Below are 15,569 nucleotides of genomic sequence, written 5' to 3'. Positions count from 1 at the left end.
TTACGCCATGCCCGACTCCGCGCAGACGGTGACGACGCCTGACGGCCGCACGCTCGCGTATCTGGAGGTCGGGGTGCAGGAGGGCCCGCTGGTCATTCACAATCACGGTGGCCCGAGCAGCAGACTCGAGGCGCGCCTCGTCGCTGACGCCGCCACCAGTAACGGCTTGCGGCTGATCTGTGTGGACCGCCCGGGCATGGGACGGTCCAGCCACCAGAAGACCCGCACCTATTCGGGCTGGGCCGACGACCTCGTCACCATCGCCGACGCCCTGGGAGCCCAAGAATTCGGTGTGACCGGCTGGTCGGAAGGCGGCCCGTGGGCGCTCGCCGCAAAGGATTTGCGCGCTTGACCCACGTGTGGCCGCGATCGCTGGCCGGTCAGGCAATCACCCTGCAGATCATCGTCATCGCGGTGGTGGTACTGGCGGGCAGCGCGCTGGCAGTGTTCGACGCCCGGCGCGACGGCGACGAGGCGGCGCGCGAGCAGGTCATCGGCATTGCCACCGCCCTGGCCGACTCGCCGTCGACGGCGCAGGCGATCGAATCCGGCAGGGCCACCGAGATTCTGCAGCCGGTCACCGAAGCCGTCCGTAGGCACGCCGACATCGCCTTCATCACGATCATGGCGCCCGACCGCACCAGGTTCACCCACACCGACCCGTCGCAGATCGGCGGCAAGTACATCGGCACCATCGAACCCGCACTAAAGGGCGAAACGTTCACCGAGGTCAACACGGGAACATTGGGTCCGTCGATTCGCGCCGTCGCACCGGTCCGCAACAAAGACGACACGATCGTCGGCCTGGTGTCGGCTGGCATTCTGCAGACCAGCCTGGCCGAGCGGTGGCGCTCACAATGGCCGCTCATCGCTGCGGTAAGCGCTGCGGCACTTGCCGTTTCGCTGGCTGGCGTCTGGTTGATCCGCCGACGCCTGTTACGCCAGACGCATGGGCTGCGCCCCGACGAGCTGCGGGTCATGTACGAGCATCACGACGCGATCCTGCATTCGGTGTCCGAGGGCCTGATTGTGTTGGACCGCAACGGCGTAGCGCTGGTCAACGACGAGGCCCGCCGGTTGCTCGCCCTGCCGCCAGGGCCGGTCGACAGCGACGACCTGCCCGGGTTCCTGCGCACGTACGACCCGGGTGCCCGCGATGAGGTGCACGTCACCGATGACCGCGTGCTGGTGGTGAACAGGTCCCGTGTCGCCGACGAGCACCCCTCGGAGGTCGTCACGATCCGCGACCGCACCGAATTACAGGGCGCGCTGGGCGAACTCGGCTCGCTGAAGGTGCTCACCGACAGCCTGCGCGCGCAGGCGCACGAGGCCGCCAACAAGCTGCACACCATCGTCACGATGGTCGAGATGGGCCGGCCCGACGATGCGGTCCGATTCGCCACCGAGGAACTCGCGCTGTCCCAGCAGCTCGTCGACCGGCTGTCCAGCGCCGTCGGCGAGCCCGCGCTGGTCGCACTGCTGCTCGGCAAGACCGCTCAGGCCGACGAACGCGGCATCCAGCTGACCATCACCGAGGACACCCACCTGCCGTCGAACTCCGAAGAGCTGCCGCTGACCGGCCAAGAGATGGTCACGGTGGTCGGCAATCTCATCGACAACGCCATGGACGCATGCGATCGCGACGATCCATGGGTCGAGGTCACCGTGCAGATGGTCGACGGCACGCTGACGTTGCGCGTCGCCGACAGCGGGCCGGGCATGGATGCCGATACCTTCGAAAAGGCCATGCAGCGTGGCTATTCCACGAAGGGCGACGCGGACCACCACGGCCTCGGACTGGCGTTGGTCAGCCAGGTCGTCAAGCGCCACAACGGCACGCTGAGCACCGACGTCACCTACGGGTCCGTCGTGACGGTGACGGTCTCATGATCAACGTGCTCATCGTCGAGGACGAACCACTGATCGCGGAGGCTCACCGAGCGTATCTCGGTCGGCTGGAGGGCTTCTCGGTGGCAGGTATCGCCCACACCGCACGCGACGCCATGCGCATCGCCGCGGAAGTCAGCACCACCGAGTCGCCGATCGACCTGGTGCTGTTGGATATCGGGCTTCCCGACGCCAGCGGGATCGCCCTGGCGTCAGGGCTGTCCGGGTTACGACCGAACCCCGACATCATCGCGATCACCTCGGAACGCGATCTCGAGATGGTGCGCGCAGCGGTCGGACAGGGAGCGCTGGCATATCTGTTGAAGCCGTTCACGTTCGCGGCGTTCCGCGACCGGCTGGATCGCTACCGTCGCTATCGCGAAGCCCTGCCCGCAGGCATCGATGCCGCCAGCCAGGCCGAGGTCGACCGGGCGCTGGCCGAACTGCGGGTGACCGACCGGGCCACAGCGCCCAAGGGTGCCGCGCCGGGTACCAACGACGAAATCGCCCGTGCGGTACGGGATTCCGTCGACGGCATCACGGCCGATGAAGTCGCCAAGCAGATTGGCGTGTCACGGGTGACGGCGTGGCGATACCTCGAACGGCTCGCCGACGAAGGGACGGTCGACCGTCACACGGAATACGGCAAGGCCGGCCGACCCAAGATCCGCTACCAGTGGCGCTGAATTCCTGGCGAGCTGGACCCCCGCGAAAGCTGCGCGAACAGACGCAAAACGCCGCCGACACGCCGTAAAACAGGGACTTTTGGCGTCTGCTCGCGGAATTAGGTGACTCAGACGGTGACCGGCTCGCGCTCGTCGACCTCCGCCACGTGAATCGGATCGGTCTTCTCGACGAACTGCGAGTACAGCAGCGGCATCGCCGACGCGACGGACAGCGCCGTCACCCCGCCTGCATAGTCGGCCACATACAGCCGACCCGCCTCGGAGTCGACCGCGACACAAGACGGCCGTGCGTCGACCTTGATCTTGTTGACGATCTTCAGCGTCAGCATGCACAGCACCGTGACGTTGTCGTAGTCGACGATGTGGGCGCGCGTCTGGTCGGCGCTGACCACCATCTGCACGGGAGCACCGACACCGAGCTCGGCGGTGCCGGTGATGGCGCCGGACGAAAGGTCGATGACCTCGACGGCGCCTCCGCGCGAGCGGTCCGAAACCAGGACGTAGGCGACACCGTCGCCGATCGCGATGTCGCGGATGGGCGATCCGACCGCGACCGCGCGCACCACCCTGGCCTTGTCGACGTCGACCACGACGAGCGCGCTGCCATCCATATCGGTCGTGCCGACGTACAACCGCTTACCGGCGGCATCCATCTGGACGGCATCGATACCGATACCCGCGCCGGTGGCGATCTCGATGGTGCTCACGCGCTCGGCCGTCGTATCGATGACGACGACGTCCGCAGAGCCGTCGCCTGTGCGCGCCGCGAAGACACGCTTCCCGTCCGGGCTGGCGGCGAGCGCGGTCACGCTAAAGGCCAGCGAGTAGGTGGCGACCACCGTCTGCGTGACGGTGTCGACGACCACGATCGCATCGGAGTTCTCCGATGTGGTGCTGACGTAGGCGCGGCCGTCCGCGACAACGACGGCGAAGGGCTCACCAGGGACGGCCACGACGCCGGCCACGGCGAGCGTGCCGGGGTACAGCAGCGACACCGTGTCATCCCCGTGATTGGTGACGACGATGGCGCCGTCAGCCGCGGCGATGTCCCCGATCGGGCCACGCCCCACCTCGGCGGCACCGACCCGGGCGATGTCAGCGTCCGGATATGCCTCGTCGATCACTTCTGCCACAGGAGACTTCTTGGGCATCAAAAAGTTAGCCATTTCACCGGTACCTCCGCCGGTTTGGCGTTCACCGGCTCTAGATTCCACGTCTGCGTGCGCCCTCGGGGACGCAATCCGTACCGAGTGTAGCGACGAAAATCAGTGCTCCGACGCGTCGCGAACATGGGTCTATCACAACGCACGGGAACCTCTCAGACACCGCTTAGGAAAGAATTCGTTATGCAGTCGTTACCTAAGCTGAGCGACCCCTTTCAGGGCCCTGAGCTGCGTCGACGGGCCTGTGGCAACCTATCGCCCCAGGCGCAGTTAGTTCGCCTCGGTAACAGTCTCTTAACTTGTGGACCGAAATTGAGCCGTAAATCACAGGAAGACACGCCAGCAAACTTCTCAGGGGTCACACCGGCAACGGAATCCGCGCCAAGCGGGCACCAAACGTCCACACCGGGTCGGGCGACTTGCGGGTTCGCTGTTCGCTGGAAAGCCGGCCGCGTCTACCGCGACGATTTCGGCTGCCTCACACGGAGGCGAAGGCCTTGTTGCGCACCAGGGCGCAATCGCCGAAGCGCATCTGCACATGAGTGCCGTTCGGCGATGGGGAAATGGTGGTCTCGTCCGCCAGGGCCCGCATCAACGGGATACCGCGGCCTCGCGTGTTCGGCTGGGCGCCGGAATCCACATGACGCCAGGTCCCATGGTCGAACACATCGACGACCAGTGACCGATCGGTGTCGTCGTAGTGGACGTCGACGCCCATCGTTCCCGGCTGTCCTCGATAGGCGAATTCGGCGGCATTGGTCAGTGCCTCGTTCACCGCGAGCAGGATGTCGTTGAGCTTGTCGTCGTCGAGCGTGACATGCGTACGCAGCCACTGCGAGAGTTCGTGCCGTAACCGGGCCACGGAATGCGCATCCGCCGCGTCGATACGGGCGAAGGCATCTACGTCGTTGGACAAAGGCTGGTCGGTCATGGTGTCCGTTGAATACCCCTCAGGGCCACGGCTCATGCAGTGAGGTTCTCCACAGCCTCGTCCAGCGACGAAAACAGGTCGATCAGGTCTGCGATCCCGGTGATCTTCAGCGGTCGGCTGGTCGCCGAGCCCTCGGCCACCACGGCGAAACGGGTCTCGGTGCCGCCGGTCTGGTTATGCGCCTCCATCAGCACCTGCATACCGGCCGACCCCAGGAATTCGACGTCGGTGAGGTCGACGATCAAGCCGGCGGGGTTCTGGCTCAGCGCCGATTGAACGGCGTCCCTCAGCTGGGGTGCCGTGAGCATGTCGAGTTCTCCGGACGCGGAAACGATCGCGACGCGGTCGACCCACTTCTCACTACAAAGCTGCTCGTCCAAGCCTCACCTCTTGTTAAGCGACCGCGCAGCGGTCATGGCTAATGTCGCAAGGCTGCAGTCTGAACCCGCGCAACAGGCTAGCGAGTTCATCACACCCTTGCATGGGGCGATACTGCTTGTCCTGATCAGGGCATCAGGATATAGGACAGGCCGCACAAGTCCCGCACTCGCCTACCCGTAGCCACGTTGAGCAGGCGGGTTCCCGCCTAATTGTCAGCGCGCGGCGCGCCCGACACCCGGCGCTCGCCACCGTTGCGCTCCTGCCACAGCCGATACACATCGACGGCGTCCTCCCGCGGCTCGTAGCGCATTGGAAGGCGGCGCTGCTGCCACGGCTTCGCGAACTCCTCGTAGAAGGTGTCGAGTTCGAAGTACTTGCGGTCGTCCACGTAATGGGGCTCGTAGGCATCGCGGGTCGTCAGGAACACCACTTCGTCCGGCGAGCAGTAGTACAGCGAACCGAGGCACATCGGGCACGGGTGCGCCAACACATAGATGGTGGCGCCGACCAGGTGCTCGGTACCGAGGCGCTGGCATGCCTCACGGATGGCCAGGATCTCGGCGTGGGCAGTCGGGTCGTGGGTCTGTGCGACCAGATTCGGGCTCTCCGCGAGGATTTCGCCGTCCCGCACGATGACAGTGGCGAAGGGCCGACCGCCGTCGAGCACATTGTTTCGGGCGAGATCAATCGTGCGCTGAACGAAATCGGCCACGGTCACCGAATATAGCCTCGGCAAGCCAGAAATCAGCGCCGCACGTCGGGCGACATCCGCTCACGCAACGAGTCGTAGATGGGCGGTGACCCGGTGAGGTTCGCGACGAGCACCGCGGCGGCGGTGGCGGCGAGCATGGGGATGGCGGCCGAGGTGGTGGCCGTCATCTCGATGACGATCACGATGCCTGTCACGGGCGCCCGCACCGTCGCCCCGAAGAACGCCGCCATGCCGACGAGGGCCATCGGGATGGCCAGGGATTGCACGTACCCGGGCCAGATGGCGTCGATGCTTCCAACGAACAGCAGCCCCCAGAGTGCGCCGACCGCCAGCAGCGGTGCGAACAGGCCTCCCGGCACCGCGGCCGAATATGACAGCGGGCCGGCGACGAAGCGCACCAACAGAACGCCGAGCACGACCGGGAGAACGAAGTCCTGGCCGGCGAGAATCATTTGCGTCAGGGCGTCGCCACCACCGACCGCGTGCGGATAGACGAACATCGCCAGGCCGATGACGGCGCCGATCATCGCCGCCTTCGCGACCGGTGGAATGCGCCGGATCCCCCCGACACGGTCGATGAACCACAGCAACAGCCGGTTGTACAAAGCGCCCAGACATCCGGTGAGCACACCGAAGACCACGAACAGCGGCAGCCACACGAGTGCGGGCGCCCCGATACGGTCGACGTGAAAGTCCGACTCGTTTCCGAGGAGAACGCGCATACATCCGACGGCAGCGGCCGCCGCGAACAAGGTCGCCAGCACCGTCTGCATGCGGAACGACTTCGTCACCTCTTCGAGTGAGAAGAGCGTGCCCCCGATCGGCGCGTTGAACGCGACCGCGAGACCGGCCCCACCCACGGCGGTCTGCATCATCCTGACGTCGGACTCGCTGAGTTTGACCCGCTTGGCCGACTCGGCTCCGATCGCTGCGCCCATGTGAACGGTCGGACCCTCGCGACCGAGTACGAGCCCGGACCCGATCGACAACACACCGCCGATGAACTTCGCGGGCAGCACCGGCAGCAGCGGAGGTTCGGCGTTGCCCCGGTAGACGGCTTCCACGTGCTGTATGCCGCTGCCGGCCGCCAATGGCACCCATCGCACGATCAGCGCCGCCAGCGTCGCACCCAGCGCCGCAACGGCGATTGGCACCAGCCACCCCGGGCCGGGCAATCGGTGCGCCCAGTCGACGAGGTCGATGCGCAACCCGTCCGCGGTCTCCAGACACCAGCGGAAGGCGCCGCCGATGAAGCCGATCGCGACGCCCGCCACGACGGCGGTCACGCAGACGAGCAGCCAGCCGCGCGCGGATTCGTCGGGCTGGTCCGGTTCCGGGTCCGGTGCTGGGTCGCTCACGGCACCGGACACGGTGAAGGTGCGTGGCCGTCGGTGGTGCGAATGTGCACGACCGGCATCCTCCTTCGGGGGTGGACCGCAGCGACAGGTGCTCAGTCTCCCAGATTGCGATGCGCATCGTTGGTACGCCGCGGACGTTTGTCGCGCCCTATGGTGATGCTCGTACTTCGACGACGGGATGAGCGATGGCGACAAGGGCGTTGAGACGATGCGGGCTTCTCATGGTGGCATCGGCACTCGTGTTGGCCTCCGGGTGCGGACAGGATTCGACGTCGCGGAGCACGTCGACGAGTACGACGGCGGACAAGGAATTCGACGCCGGAGTCGTCCAGCGACTCGACGATGCCATCAACAAGACGATGGATGAGACGTCGATCCCCGGTGCGATCGTGGGCATCTGGGGTCCCGACGGGAATTACGTGCAGACGTACGGAGTCGCCGACCAAGCAGGTGGTGAACCGATGCAGACGGACTTCTACCACCGGATCGGTAGTCAGACAAAGACGTTCACCGTCACGGCCGTGCTGCAGTTGGCAGATCAGGGCAAGCTCGGGCTCGACGACCCCATCTCGAAATTCGTCGACGGTGTCCCCGAGGGTGACGCGATCACACTGAGGCAGCTCGCGCGCATGCAGAGCGGGTTGCCGAACTACTCCGCGACGAGCGCCTTCCAACAGGCGTTCTTCGAGGACCCCTTCCAGAACTTCACACCACAACAACTGCTCGACTACGCGTTCGCCGAGCCGATGGAGTTCCCGCCCGGAGAGGGATTCCTGTACTGCAACACCAACACCGTTCTGCTCGGCCTGGTCGTGGAGAAGGTCAGCGGTCAGTCGCTGCCGGACTACATCCACGAGCACATCACGCAGCCGTTGGGTATGAGCCACACCAGCTTTCCGACGACCAACGCGTTCCCGAAGCCGCACGCGCAGGGGTACACCACGCAGGACGCCGACAACGCGATAACGACGGCCACCGACTGGAACCCGTCCTGGGGGTGGGCCGCCGGTGCGATGATCTCCTCCCTCGAGGACATGCACATCTGGGTGCCCGCATTGGCGACCGGGAAGCTGCTGACACCGGAGATGCAGAAGCAGCGGCTGCAGACCGTCTCTCCCCCGGGCACGCCGCCCGGCGACGGGTACGGCGTGGGAATCTTCAACATCGGCGGCTGGATCGGACACAACGGCAGCCTGCCCGGCTACCAGACCGTCGGTGTCTACCTCCCCGAAAAGCAAACGACCCTGGTGATTTTCACCAACACCGACATCGACTATCAGGGCCAGGAACCGAGCACTCTGCTGGCCAAGGCGATCACCGAGGTCATCACCCCGGACCACATCTACACGTTGGGCGAGGCAGTCGAACCGCCCGATGTGACGCCACCGCCGTCCCCGCCGACGACCACCAAACCGCGGTGATCGTCGGGGCTGATTAAGGCTCCAAGAAATTTCCAAGAGCCGAGCATCACTGTGCAATCAGCAGGTGCGGGGACCTTACCCGACGAGGCCCCCGCACTTGCTTCCTCACTCCTCGACCGACCTCGCCGCTTCGGCCGGCTCATCGGCGCCCGGTGGGCCGTCCGGTGTGCTGGCGACCAGCAGCCAGACCAGCGTCGCCAGCCCGGTGAAGATGCCCTGGACGGTCAGCAGGAACGCGATGTACTCGTGCCAACGGGACAGCACATCACCACATCCCTGGCCGTCCCATGGAAGGGTAGACAGCGTCGCGACCAACGCGGCGGCCAGCACCGTCACCGTGGCCGCGGTCGCCGCGCGCTGGCCGGCGTCGATCAGCGTGCGCCGGAAGTAGTTGAACTCGACGCCGAGCGCCAGCAGCAGCACCGGTATCACTTCCGCCACCAGTTGGAAGAACGTCGGGCTGATTGCACCCGAGCAGAGTTCTGCGATCACCGCAATCTGCTCTGACTCCGAAAGTTCCGCGATTTCAGACTCGAGCGCCGGGTCGAGTGTCCGTATGGTGTCGATGTCGAACAGATCGATGTAGGCCGTCGCCGCCAGATAACAGAGCCAGGTTCCGATCACCAGCGGGACGATGGCCCGCACCCGGGACCAATCGACTGGCAACATCAGCCGACGCTCGGTGTTGATCAGCGTGAGGGGGTCGGCGTTCAACGATGCGGCCATGGTGAAACCCATTGCGGCGGCATAGACAGTCGCGGTCGCCACGTCCAGGCGGATCGACTCCAGTGATATGAGGCGGAACGCGTCGATACCGATCAGGATGGCCACGCCGGTCCACCACCAACCCCACAGCCGCGGCGCGTCCCCGTCGGCCCGCGTGATCGACCGCTTCATCAAGCCGACGAATATGAGCACCACAGCGTCGACGACGATCACCGCGATCCGCCATGCCAACTCACGACCGGAATTGGTGGACGGGAACAGCTGTGAGACGACCGGCTCGCTGTAGGAGAAGGCGAACACCATGAGGAAGACGACGCCGAAGACCGCGCGATCTGCCCGCGGAGCTGCGATGGCTTCAGACACTGTCGACTCCCGAGGTGTTACGTCGGTCCGGGTCGCTCACCACGAGCACCCACACGAGCGTCGCCAGCCCGGCGGCGACGCCCTGCACGGAAATCACGAACGTCAGGTATTCGTGCCAATAGCCCAGCACCTCGCCGCAGCCGCTGCCGCCCCACGGCAGAGTCGAGATCGCCAGCGACAACCCGATCGACATCACGCCTACGGTGGCGGCAGCTGCGGCCCGTTGGACGGGCTCGGCCAGCGTGCGTCGGAAGTAGTTGAACTCCACCCCGAGTGTGAGCAGCAGCAGCGGGATCACCTTTACGACCTGCTGGAAGAACGCTGGGCTCACCGCGTCCTCGCAGAGCGTCGCGTTGGCGTGGAGCTGCTCTTCCAGCGGCAGGGCCGCGACTTCGGCCGCCACCTGCGGTTCGAGGATGCGCACGGTGTCGAGGTCGAAGAAGTCATCGAACGCGGTGGAGGCGAGGTAGAGCACGAAGGTTCCGATGACGAGCGGAACCACCGCACGAACGCGCTCCCAATCGTCCGGCGCCACCGCGCGTCGCTCCTTGCTGAACAACACCAGCGGGGAGGCGTTGAGCGACAACGCCATCAGCACTCCCATGAGGCAGGCCATCACGCTCGACATCGCGATGTCGAGCCACAGCGGGTGCTCCTCTGGAAGGCGAATCAGCAGCACGTCGAGGATGACCACAGTGGCGAACGCGATCCACCATGGGCGCCATAGCCGTTGGCCCTCACCGTCGGCCTGCGCTATCTCACGTTTGAGCAGACCCACCACTGCAAGCACAGCCGCGTCGAGTCCGACGAGCCCGACGATCCATCCGAGCACGTGGTCGTTGCCGGTCGCGTCGAGCACCGCGAACACGATGTCTTCGCTGTAGGAGAAGACGAAGAGCAGAAGGAAGACCACGGCCAGCACGGCGCGGTCGCGGTTGTACCGGGTCAGCAGCACGCGGAAGACGGCGTCGCGTTTGACCACCACCGCGCCCTCCTCGCACTCGCGCCCTTTTTGGCACGATCAGGCTAGACCGCGGGGGCGGCGCACGTGAGTTAACGCAGTCCGGTCTGGTGCTAGTTCTCTTGATTCACCGATTCCGCGCGTTCGCGCTTGGCCTTCCGGACGTAGGCCAGGTAGGCCTTCACCGACGGGACGCCCATATTGGGGTTCACGATGTGCGCGACGATGCTGATGTTGCGGCTGACGGCCATCATCGCCTTGAAGATCATCAGGCGTGCTATGCGGCCAAAGCCGTGATGGTCCCCGTGCCGGCGGTAGTAGGTCGTCTCGTCCCCGCTGAAATCCTTGGCCGGAGCGGCCGTGTAATAGAAGAGCGCGACAGATCGCCGCCAACAGCCGTCGGCGATGGGATCGGTGTAGCCGTGCACCGACTGGTCATCGGTGCGGAAGATGACCGCCCTACCCCACTCCGGCACGACCGTGTCGACGGCGTGACCCTCTTTGTCGTAGAACGAGAGACAGCCGCCGTCCTGCAGCGTCCAGCCCTCGTTCAGGTACACGATGACATTGATGCGGCGGTACAGATTCAGGAACCGATAGAAGTGGAAGTCGGTGTGCGGCGTGAGGATTCCACCCGAACCGCTGAGGTGTATGCCACCGCCGTACAGATAAGGATCCGGCAGCAATTGCTTGATACCGGTGATCTGTTCCAGCACCCGCAGGAACGGTGGTTCGTTGAGTTCTCTGATGAGGCCTTTGAACGGTTCCGGAATGCGGTCGATTTCGAAGCAGAACCGCTTGTTTCGGATGTAGCCGTCGTCGACCTCGTTCCACAAAGGCCATGAGCTATCCGGAAAGGCGTCGGCTGCCGTCGGATCGAGCCGTATCAGGTCATCGACCACCAGGTGCGGGAAGGGTTGTGCCGCATGGAATTGGCGGTGCAGCTCGGGTGCGTTCCGCTCGAGTTCGGCGATGTTCAGAATTCGTTGGGACGGCCCGCCGGTCGATTCGGTGGCGCTCGAGGGCGTCCAACGGTTTCCAACAGCCACACTGACCCCCGCATCGGCGGGGTGGTGGTTGGTACTCATAGCTCCTCTACCCAAAAGTAAGCACTTACTTTTGTAGTATTGGAGCACAAGCGCCGCGCAGGCGTCAACCATGCCGTCGCAGGACGTCATGACGCGATAGTGTCTGAATTCTTGACCGCGGTTAGAGCCGCGATGAGGCGCTACATCGAAACCGGCACGCGGACAAGCGCATCCGCCGCGCCTGCTACTCGACGACGAATACCGGAATCTGGCGTGACGTCTTGGTCTGGTATTCGGCGTAGGGCGGGTACGCCTCCACCGCGAGCTTCCACCAGTGCTCGCGCTCCGCGCCCTCGAGCTCGCGTGCGGTCATGGTGGCGACCTTGTCGCCGTCTTGAACCGTGACCTCGGGGTTCGCCTTGACGTTGTAGTACCAGAACGGGTGCTCCGGAGCGCCGCCCTTCGACGCCACCATGGCGTACCGGCCGTCCTCCTCGACCCGCATCAGCGGCACATAGCGCTTCGCGCCGGTCTTGGCGCCCGTCGTGGTGAACAGGACGATCGGACGGTCGAGCACCTGCACACCGTCGGTCGTGCCCTGCTCCAGGATGCGTTCAGTCTGCTCACGGACCCACTCGGTGGGGCTCAACTTCGGTTGCTCGGTCACGAAACCATTTAACGCCCCAGTCGGAGGGCGCATTCCCTGGGACGGCGGATACCGCAGGCCACGCGGCGTTCGCGGTATGGTCGCGGCAGGCCAATTGACACCACTGTTGAGAGCGGGGAGCACGATGCAGACCCTTCTTCATTCCACGCGACGACTGGCCATCGCAGGCGCGTTCGCGGCGGCACCGCTGGTTGCGGCGGTCGTCCTCGCCCACCCCGGTGAGCCCGCGTCCGTTGCCCAGTGCGCAGCGGGCGAAGAAAGCGACGTCTATACCGGGCAATGCGTTCCGTACCTTGTCCCGAACTCACCCGCCGGCGGCTGCCCTGCGGGTGTCAGCGGCGCGGAATGCAATGTCCAGAGCCAACCCGTCTCCAACCCGCCGGACGTCCGCGGAGACCAACCGGCGGAACCCGATCAGTCTCTTATCGGAGTGTCGACGCCTGACTACTGAGCGGCGGCGCGCACGGGTGAAGCGATTCTCAGGGCGCGAAGGGCGCCGGGTCGGATGGCACCGGAACGGGACCCGGCGGCGGCCCTAGTGGCCGGGGGGTTGAGCCGCTGGCATCCGGTTGACCTGCGATGGCAGACAGCAATGCGGGCGCAGAGGGCTCAGGCGACTCCGGAGTTTCGGTCGCGGGTGTTTCGGCCGCAGCCTCCGCCTCCCAGATCGCCTGGAGCTTGTTGGCGGCCAACGTCGCTCCTTCGTTCGCCATCCCGACCTCGGGGTAGCGACTGTGCACGCCGAAGCTCCTGCCGTCGGGGTCGCACACCAGGTCGTCTTCGACGCAGAGGTCGATGGTCTTGTCCACATAGCGGGGTCCGATCACGATCTGCGGATCATTGATCGCGCGCATGAAGCGTGCCGACGGCTTGCCGAACAACGCGACCGCAGCGACGTGGTCGGCGACCTCGAGCGGCATCGGCGCGGGCACCGCCATGTCCGCTACTCCGTCGGGTACGACATTCGCGGTGACGAAGCCCATGACTGCTGCGCCTTGGGAGAACCCCCCGAGCACTATTTTGGTTTCAGGGCAAGCGGCAGCCGTGGCGAGAATATGAGCGCGCGCATCGTTGATACCGTCGACGGCGGTGCGAAAGTCAGTCGTGGCAGGGTAATTCACCGCATACACCCCGAGCGCCTTCGTCCCCACTTGAGACTGCAACGACCTGACGAACGCCTCCCCCGTCGGGCCGACACCGGGTAACTCGGTAGTGCCGCGGGCGAAGATCACCTCGGCGTCAGGACACGGTGCTGCATGCGCGGCGGGCATGGGAACGCTGTGCAGCAACGCAGTCGCGGCTGTTGCGGCGCCCACTACCCCAATTGTTCGAAATGCCCCCATGCACTAATGCTGACACGGAGCGGCGCACGGCGCGCTTTGAGCGAACGAATGCTCAGAGAACCGCCAAACTTCGGCCGACCGCCCTGCGCTTCTAAATCGTGGCGCCGCTGTGCATATCACGACGTTTCGCAACCGATTTCGTCGCCATATTCACGGTCGAGGACCGGCGTGCTCGAGCGCCTACCACGGGTAAGAGGTTCGTAAGACTCAATTATCGCTGGTGTCAATTCAATTGGGGTGCGCTTGCATGGTCATCAGCGACGTCGCCGTAGTGCGAGCGAGACGCTGACACCGACCGACAGCGCGCAGAGCGCGACTATCAGGTGACGCAGCCCGCGGTCAGCCGCTATGAACGCGGCGAACTGAAGTGCTCCTGCGGTGAACGCAATCAACACGAAAAGCCAGGCGAGCGTTCGAAGTACCCGGGTCGACACGTATCAGCATAAGACGCCGAGTCGCCTACGAGACCGTCGCAAGTGAGCCCTGCGCACTATCCGTTACCGACAGCGCGAGGTTGATCGCGCTGCTGACGTGCTGTGGCGCCTCCTGCGGAAGCATGTGCCCCGCCGAAGGAACGTGAAGGTGCACTGCATCGGCGATCGCGTCGGCCAGGTCGTCGGAATGCGACACCGGGGTCGCGAAGTCCATTCCACCGCTGACCACCACCGCCGTGGCGGTGATCGACTCGAGCGCGTCGTATTGGTCATAGCGCTTGAGCCCCAGCAGGAAGCCGGCGGCGGTCGTCAGAGTGTTCTTCGGCAGCGCAGCCAATCCGGTCCGCGCGCCCGGGTCGAGGCCAGGGATCGCCAACAGAGCGTCGCTGAGTGGCTTCACGACGGACTTGATCGCCCGATCTGTGACGAATCTCGGTGCGCGCTCGACGATTTCGCACAACATTTCGGTGGCGGGTGTGGAGATCAGGCGCCCGATCCCCCGCTCGGCGAGCTTGCCCGCCGCGGTCGCGACCAGAACCAGCCCTCTCGGCTCCACCGGGCGGTGGACGGCGGGACGTCCGATGTACTCCAGCGCCGTCATGCCTCCCATCGAATGCCCGACGAGCGTCAACGCACCGGTCACGTTCAGTGCGGAGAGCACGTTGGCCAGGTCGGCGGCGAGCCGACCGATCCGATAGGTACGCATGGGAGCCGACGACGAGGCACCGTGGCCGCGGTGGTCGTAGGTGATGATCCGGATCGAATTGCCCCAGCGTTGCACGAGATCGCGGACCTGGGCCGCCCAGCTGTCCTGAGTCAGGCATAACCCATGCAGCAGGACGATGGTGTGCTCGGCGTCGACGCGGCCGAAGTCGCGAACCGCGAGCCGGACACCGTCACTCGTGGTCACTCTGCGGTCGAGATAGCCCACGGTCGGCACTGCCTTGTCAGTCGCGAACATTGTTGTCTCCCTGCCGGTCCCATACGTTCTACTGCTTTAGAAGGTATGGACGGCTGCAAACGATGTCGCGCTTGTGCGCACAAGCCACGCAACGCGCAATGTCGCAAGTTCTGCGCATTGTGCTCAGACACGGTTGAGTGCTTACTTGCGTAGGTTGCGGTAGGCGTTGCCGATGCGCTCGACGACGTCGGGATGCCAGATGACCTCGCGGTACGCCAGCGTTTCGTAGGTGAGTGCGGCAATCGGGTCCATGGCGGGAGAGCGCACGCCATCTCCTTGTTGATCATGGCCGACGCGGTGGTGGTCTCCGCTATCGATTTCGCGAGTTCGGTCGCGGCGGTGACGGCCTGCCCGGCGGGGACGAGATGGGAGCATTCTTGGTGCTGCTGCTCACATTGCGGTTATACGTAAATTCACTTACTAGCACGCCCTCGTCGCCGATCGATCGCCCCGGCGCCGACTCGGCTTACGCGCTTCCGGATGCGAGGTGTCCTCGAGGCTCAAGGACTGGTTGGCACAAACGCCACTTGCCGAATCACCGTGTACC

At 65.1% G+C, this 15,569-nt stretch carries 17 protein-coding genes; 5 read left to right on the top strand and 12 right to left on the bottom strand.

Annotated features, from left to right (window positions below; all coding sequences use genetic code 11):
• Window positions 1-7: 7 nt before the first annotated feature.
• The 3 genes from G6N43_RS08725 to G6N43_RS08715 are packed head-to-tail and all read left to right on the top strand — an operon-like array spanning window position 8 to window position 2,573.
• The gene (locus G6N43_RS08725) at window positions 8-352 is read left to right on the top strand and encodes an alpha/beta fold hydrolase (protein WP_110810245.1); all 345 of its coding nucleotides are present in this window, start codon (window positions 8-10) and stop codon (window positions 350-352) included.
• Complete coding sequence (locus G6N43_RS08720) at window positions 349-1,890, top strand: sensor histidine kinase (RefSeq protein ID WP_083148905.1); 1,542 nt, start codon at window positions 349-351, stop codon at window positions 1,888-1,890. The genes G6N43_RS08725 and G6N43_RS08720 overlap by 4 nt, the downstream gene beginning before the upstream one ends.
• The gene (locus G6N43_RS08715; protein ID WP_083148906.1) at window positions 1,887-2,573 is read left to right on the top strand and encodes a response regulator; all 687 of its coding nucleotides are present in this window, start codon (window positions 1,887-1,889) and stop codon (window positions 2,571-2,573) included. Before G6N43_RS08720 ends, G6N43_RS08715 begins: the two co-directional genes overlap by 4 nt.
• Before the next feature lie 107 nt (window positions 2,574-2,680).
• On the opposite strand, the gene G6N43_RS08710 is transcribed toward G6N43_RS08715, so the two are convergent.
• The 5 genes from G6N43_RS08710 to G6N43_RS08690 all read right to left on the bottom strand — a co-directional run bounded on the left by G6N43_RS08710 (window position 2,681) and on the right by G6N43_RS08690 (window position 7,118).
• Window positions 2,681-3,706, bottom strand: a complete 1,026-nt coding sequence (locus G6N43_RS08710) for an MmpL3/TtfA transport complex stabilizer (protein ID WP_234809962.1) — start codon at window positions 3,704-3,706, stop codon at window positions 2,681-2,683.
• Window positions 3,707-4,214: 508 nt separating this feature from the next.
• The gene (locus G6N43_RS08705; protein ID WP_083148908.1) at window positions 4,215-4,667 is read right to left on the bottom strand and encodes an ATP-binding protein; all 453 of its coding nucleotides are present in this window, start codon (window positions 4,665-4,667) and stop codon (window positions 4,215-4,217) included.
• 32 nt (window positions 4,668-4,699) lie between these two features.
• A complete protein-coding gene (locus G6N43_RS08700) occupies window positions 4,700-5,047 on the bottom strand; it encodes an STAS domain-containing protein (RefSeq protein WP_083148909.1) in 348 nt (115 codons plus the stop codon).
• A gap of 206 nt (window positions 5,048-5,253) precedes the next feature.
• Window positions 5,254-5,760, bottom strand: a complete 507-nt coding sequence (locus G6N43_RS08695; RefSeq protein WP_083149188.1) for a nucleoside deaminase — start codon at window positions 5,758-5,760, stop codon at window positions 5,254-5,256.
• A 32-nt stretch (window positions 5,761-5,792) separates the two neighbouring features.
• Window positions 5,793-7,118 (bottom strand): H(+)/Cl(-) exchange transporter ClcA, encoded by a 1,326-nt coding sequence (locus G6N43_RS08690; protein WP_083149189.1) that lies wholly within the window; start codon window positions 7,116-7,118, stop codon window positions 5,793-5,795.
• A gap of 185 nt (window positions 7,119-7,303) precedes the next feature.
• Here G6N43_RS08690 and G6N43_RS08685 point away from each other — a divergent pair, with 185 nt between their 5' ends.
• Entirely contained in the window at window positions 7,304-8,539 is a 1,236-nt protein-coding gene (locus G6N43_RS08685) for a serine hydrolase domain-containing protein (protein ID WP_110810246.1), read from the top strand.
• Window positions 8,540-8,644: 105 nt separating this feature from the next.
• On the opposite strand, the gene G6N43_RS08680 is transcribed toward G6N43_RS08685, so the two are convergent.
• The 4 genes from G6N43_RS08680 to G6N43_RS08665 all read right to left on the bottom strand — a co-directional run bounded on the left by G6N43_RS08680 (window position 8,645) and on the right by G6N43_RS08665 (window position 12,284).
• A complete protein-coding gene (locus G6N43_RS08680; RefSeq protein WP_165761838.1) occupies window positions 8,645-9,628 on the bottom strand; it encodes a hypothetical protein in 984 nt (327 codons plus the stop codon).
• Window positions 9,621-10,610, bottom strand: coding sequence for a hypothetical protein (locus tag G6N43_RS08675; RefSeq protein WP_110810263.1), 990 nt, complete (start codon window positions 10,608-10,610; stop codon window positions 9,621-9,623). The genes G6N43_RS08680 and G6N43_RS08675 overlap by 8 nt, the downstream gene beginning before the upstream one ends.
• A 92-nt stretch (window positions 10,611-10,702) precedes the next feature.
• Complete coding sequence (locus tag G6N43_RS08670; RefSeq protein WP_163658049.1) at window positions 10,703-11,677, bottom strand: 2OG-Fe(II) oxygenase; 975 nt, start codon at window positions 11,675-11,677, stop codon at window positions 10,703-10,705.
• A gap of 184 nt (window positions 11,678-11,861) precedes the next feature.
• Window positions 11,862-12,284, bottom strand: a complete 423-nt coding sequence (locus G6N43_RS08665) for a nitroreductase family deazaflavin-dependent oxidoreductase (RefSeq protein ID WP_407664896.1) — start codon at window positions 12,282-12,284, stop codon at window positions 11,862-11,864.
• Between the two features lie 124 nt (window positions 12,285-12,408).
• On the opposite strand from G6N43_RS08665, the gene G6N43_RS08660 reads away from it, so the two are divergent.
• The gene (locus tag G6N43_RS08660; protein WP_083148914.1) at window positions 12,409-12,735 is read left to right on the top strand and encodes a hypothetical protein; all 327 of its coding nucleotides are present in this window, start codon (window positions 12,409-12,411) and stop codon (window positions 12,733-12,735) included.
• Between the two features lie 28 nt (window positions 12,736-12,763).
• On the opposite strand, the gene G6N43_RS08655 is transcribed toward G6N43_RS08660, so the two are convergent.
• The 3 genes from G6N43_RS08655 to G6N43_RS30860 all read right to left on the bottom strand — a co-directional run bounded on the left by G6N43_RS08655 (window position 12,764) and on the right by G6N43_RS30860 (window position 15,289).
• The gene (locus G6N43_RS08655) at window positions 12,764-13,600 is read right to left on the bottom strand and encodes a cutinase family protein (RefSeq protein ID WP_407664895.1); all 837 of its coding nucleotides are present in this window, start codon (window positions 13,598-13,600) and stop codon (window positions 12,764-12,766) included.
• 486 nt (window positions 13,601-14,086) lie between these two features.
• Complete coding sequence (locus G6N43_RS08650; RefSeq protein WP_083148916.1) at window positions 14,087-15,022, bottom strand: alpha/beta fold hydrolase; 936 nt, start codon at window positions 15,020-15,022, stop codon at window positions 14,087-14,089.
• A gap of 141 nt (window positions 15,023-15,163) precedes the next feature.
• Window positions 15,164-15,289 (bottom strand): hypothetical protein, encoded by a 126-nt coding sequence (locus G6N43_RS30860; RefSeq protein WP_263991943.1) that lies wholly within the window; start codon window positions 15,287-15,289, stop codon window positions 15,164-15,166.
• Window positions 15,290-15,569 lie beyond the last annotated feature (280 nt).

This window comes from Mycolicibacterium moriokaense (assembly GCF_010726085.1).
Taxonomy (GTDB): domain Bacteria; phylum Actinomycetota; class Actinomycetes; order Mycobacteriales; family Mycobacteriaceae; genus Mycobacterium; species Mycobacterium moriokaense.
Note: the sequence above shows the minus strand (reverse complement) of the source record. Positions and strands in the feature narration are given on the sequence as shown.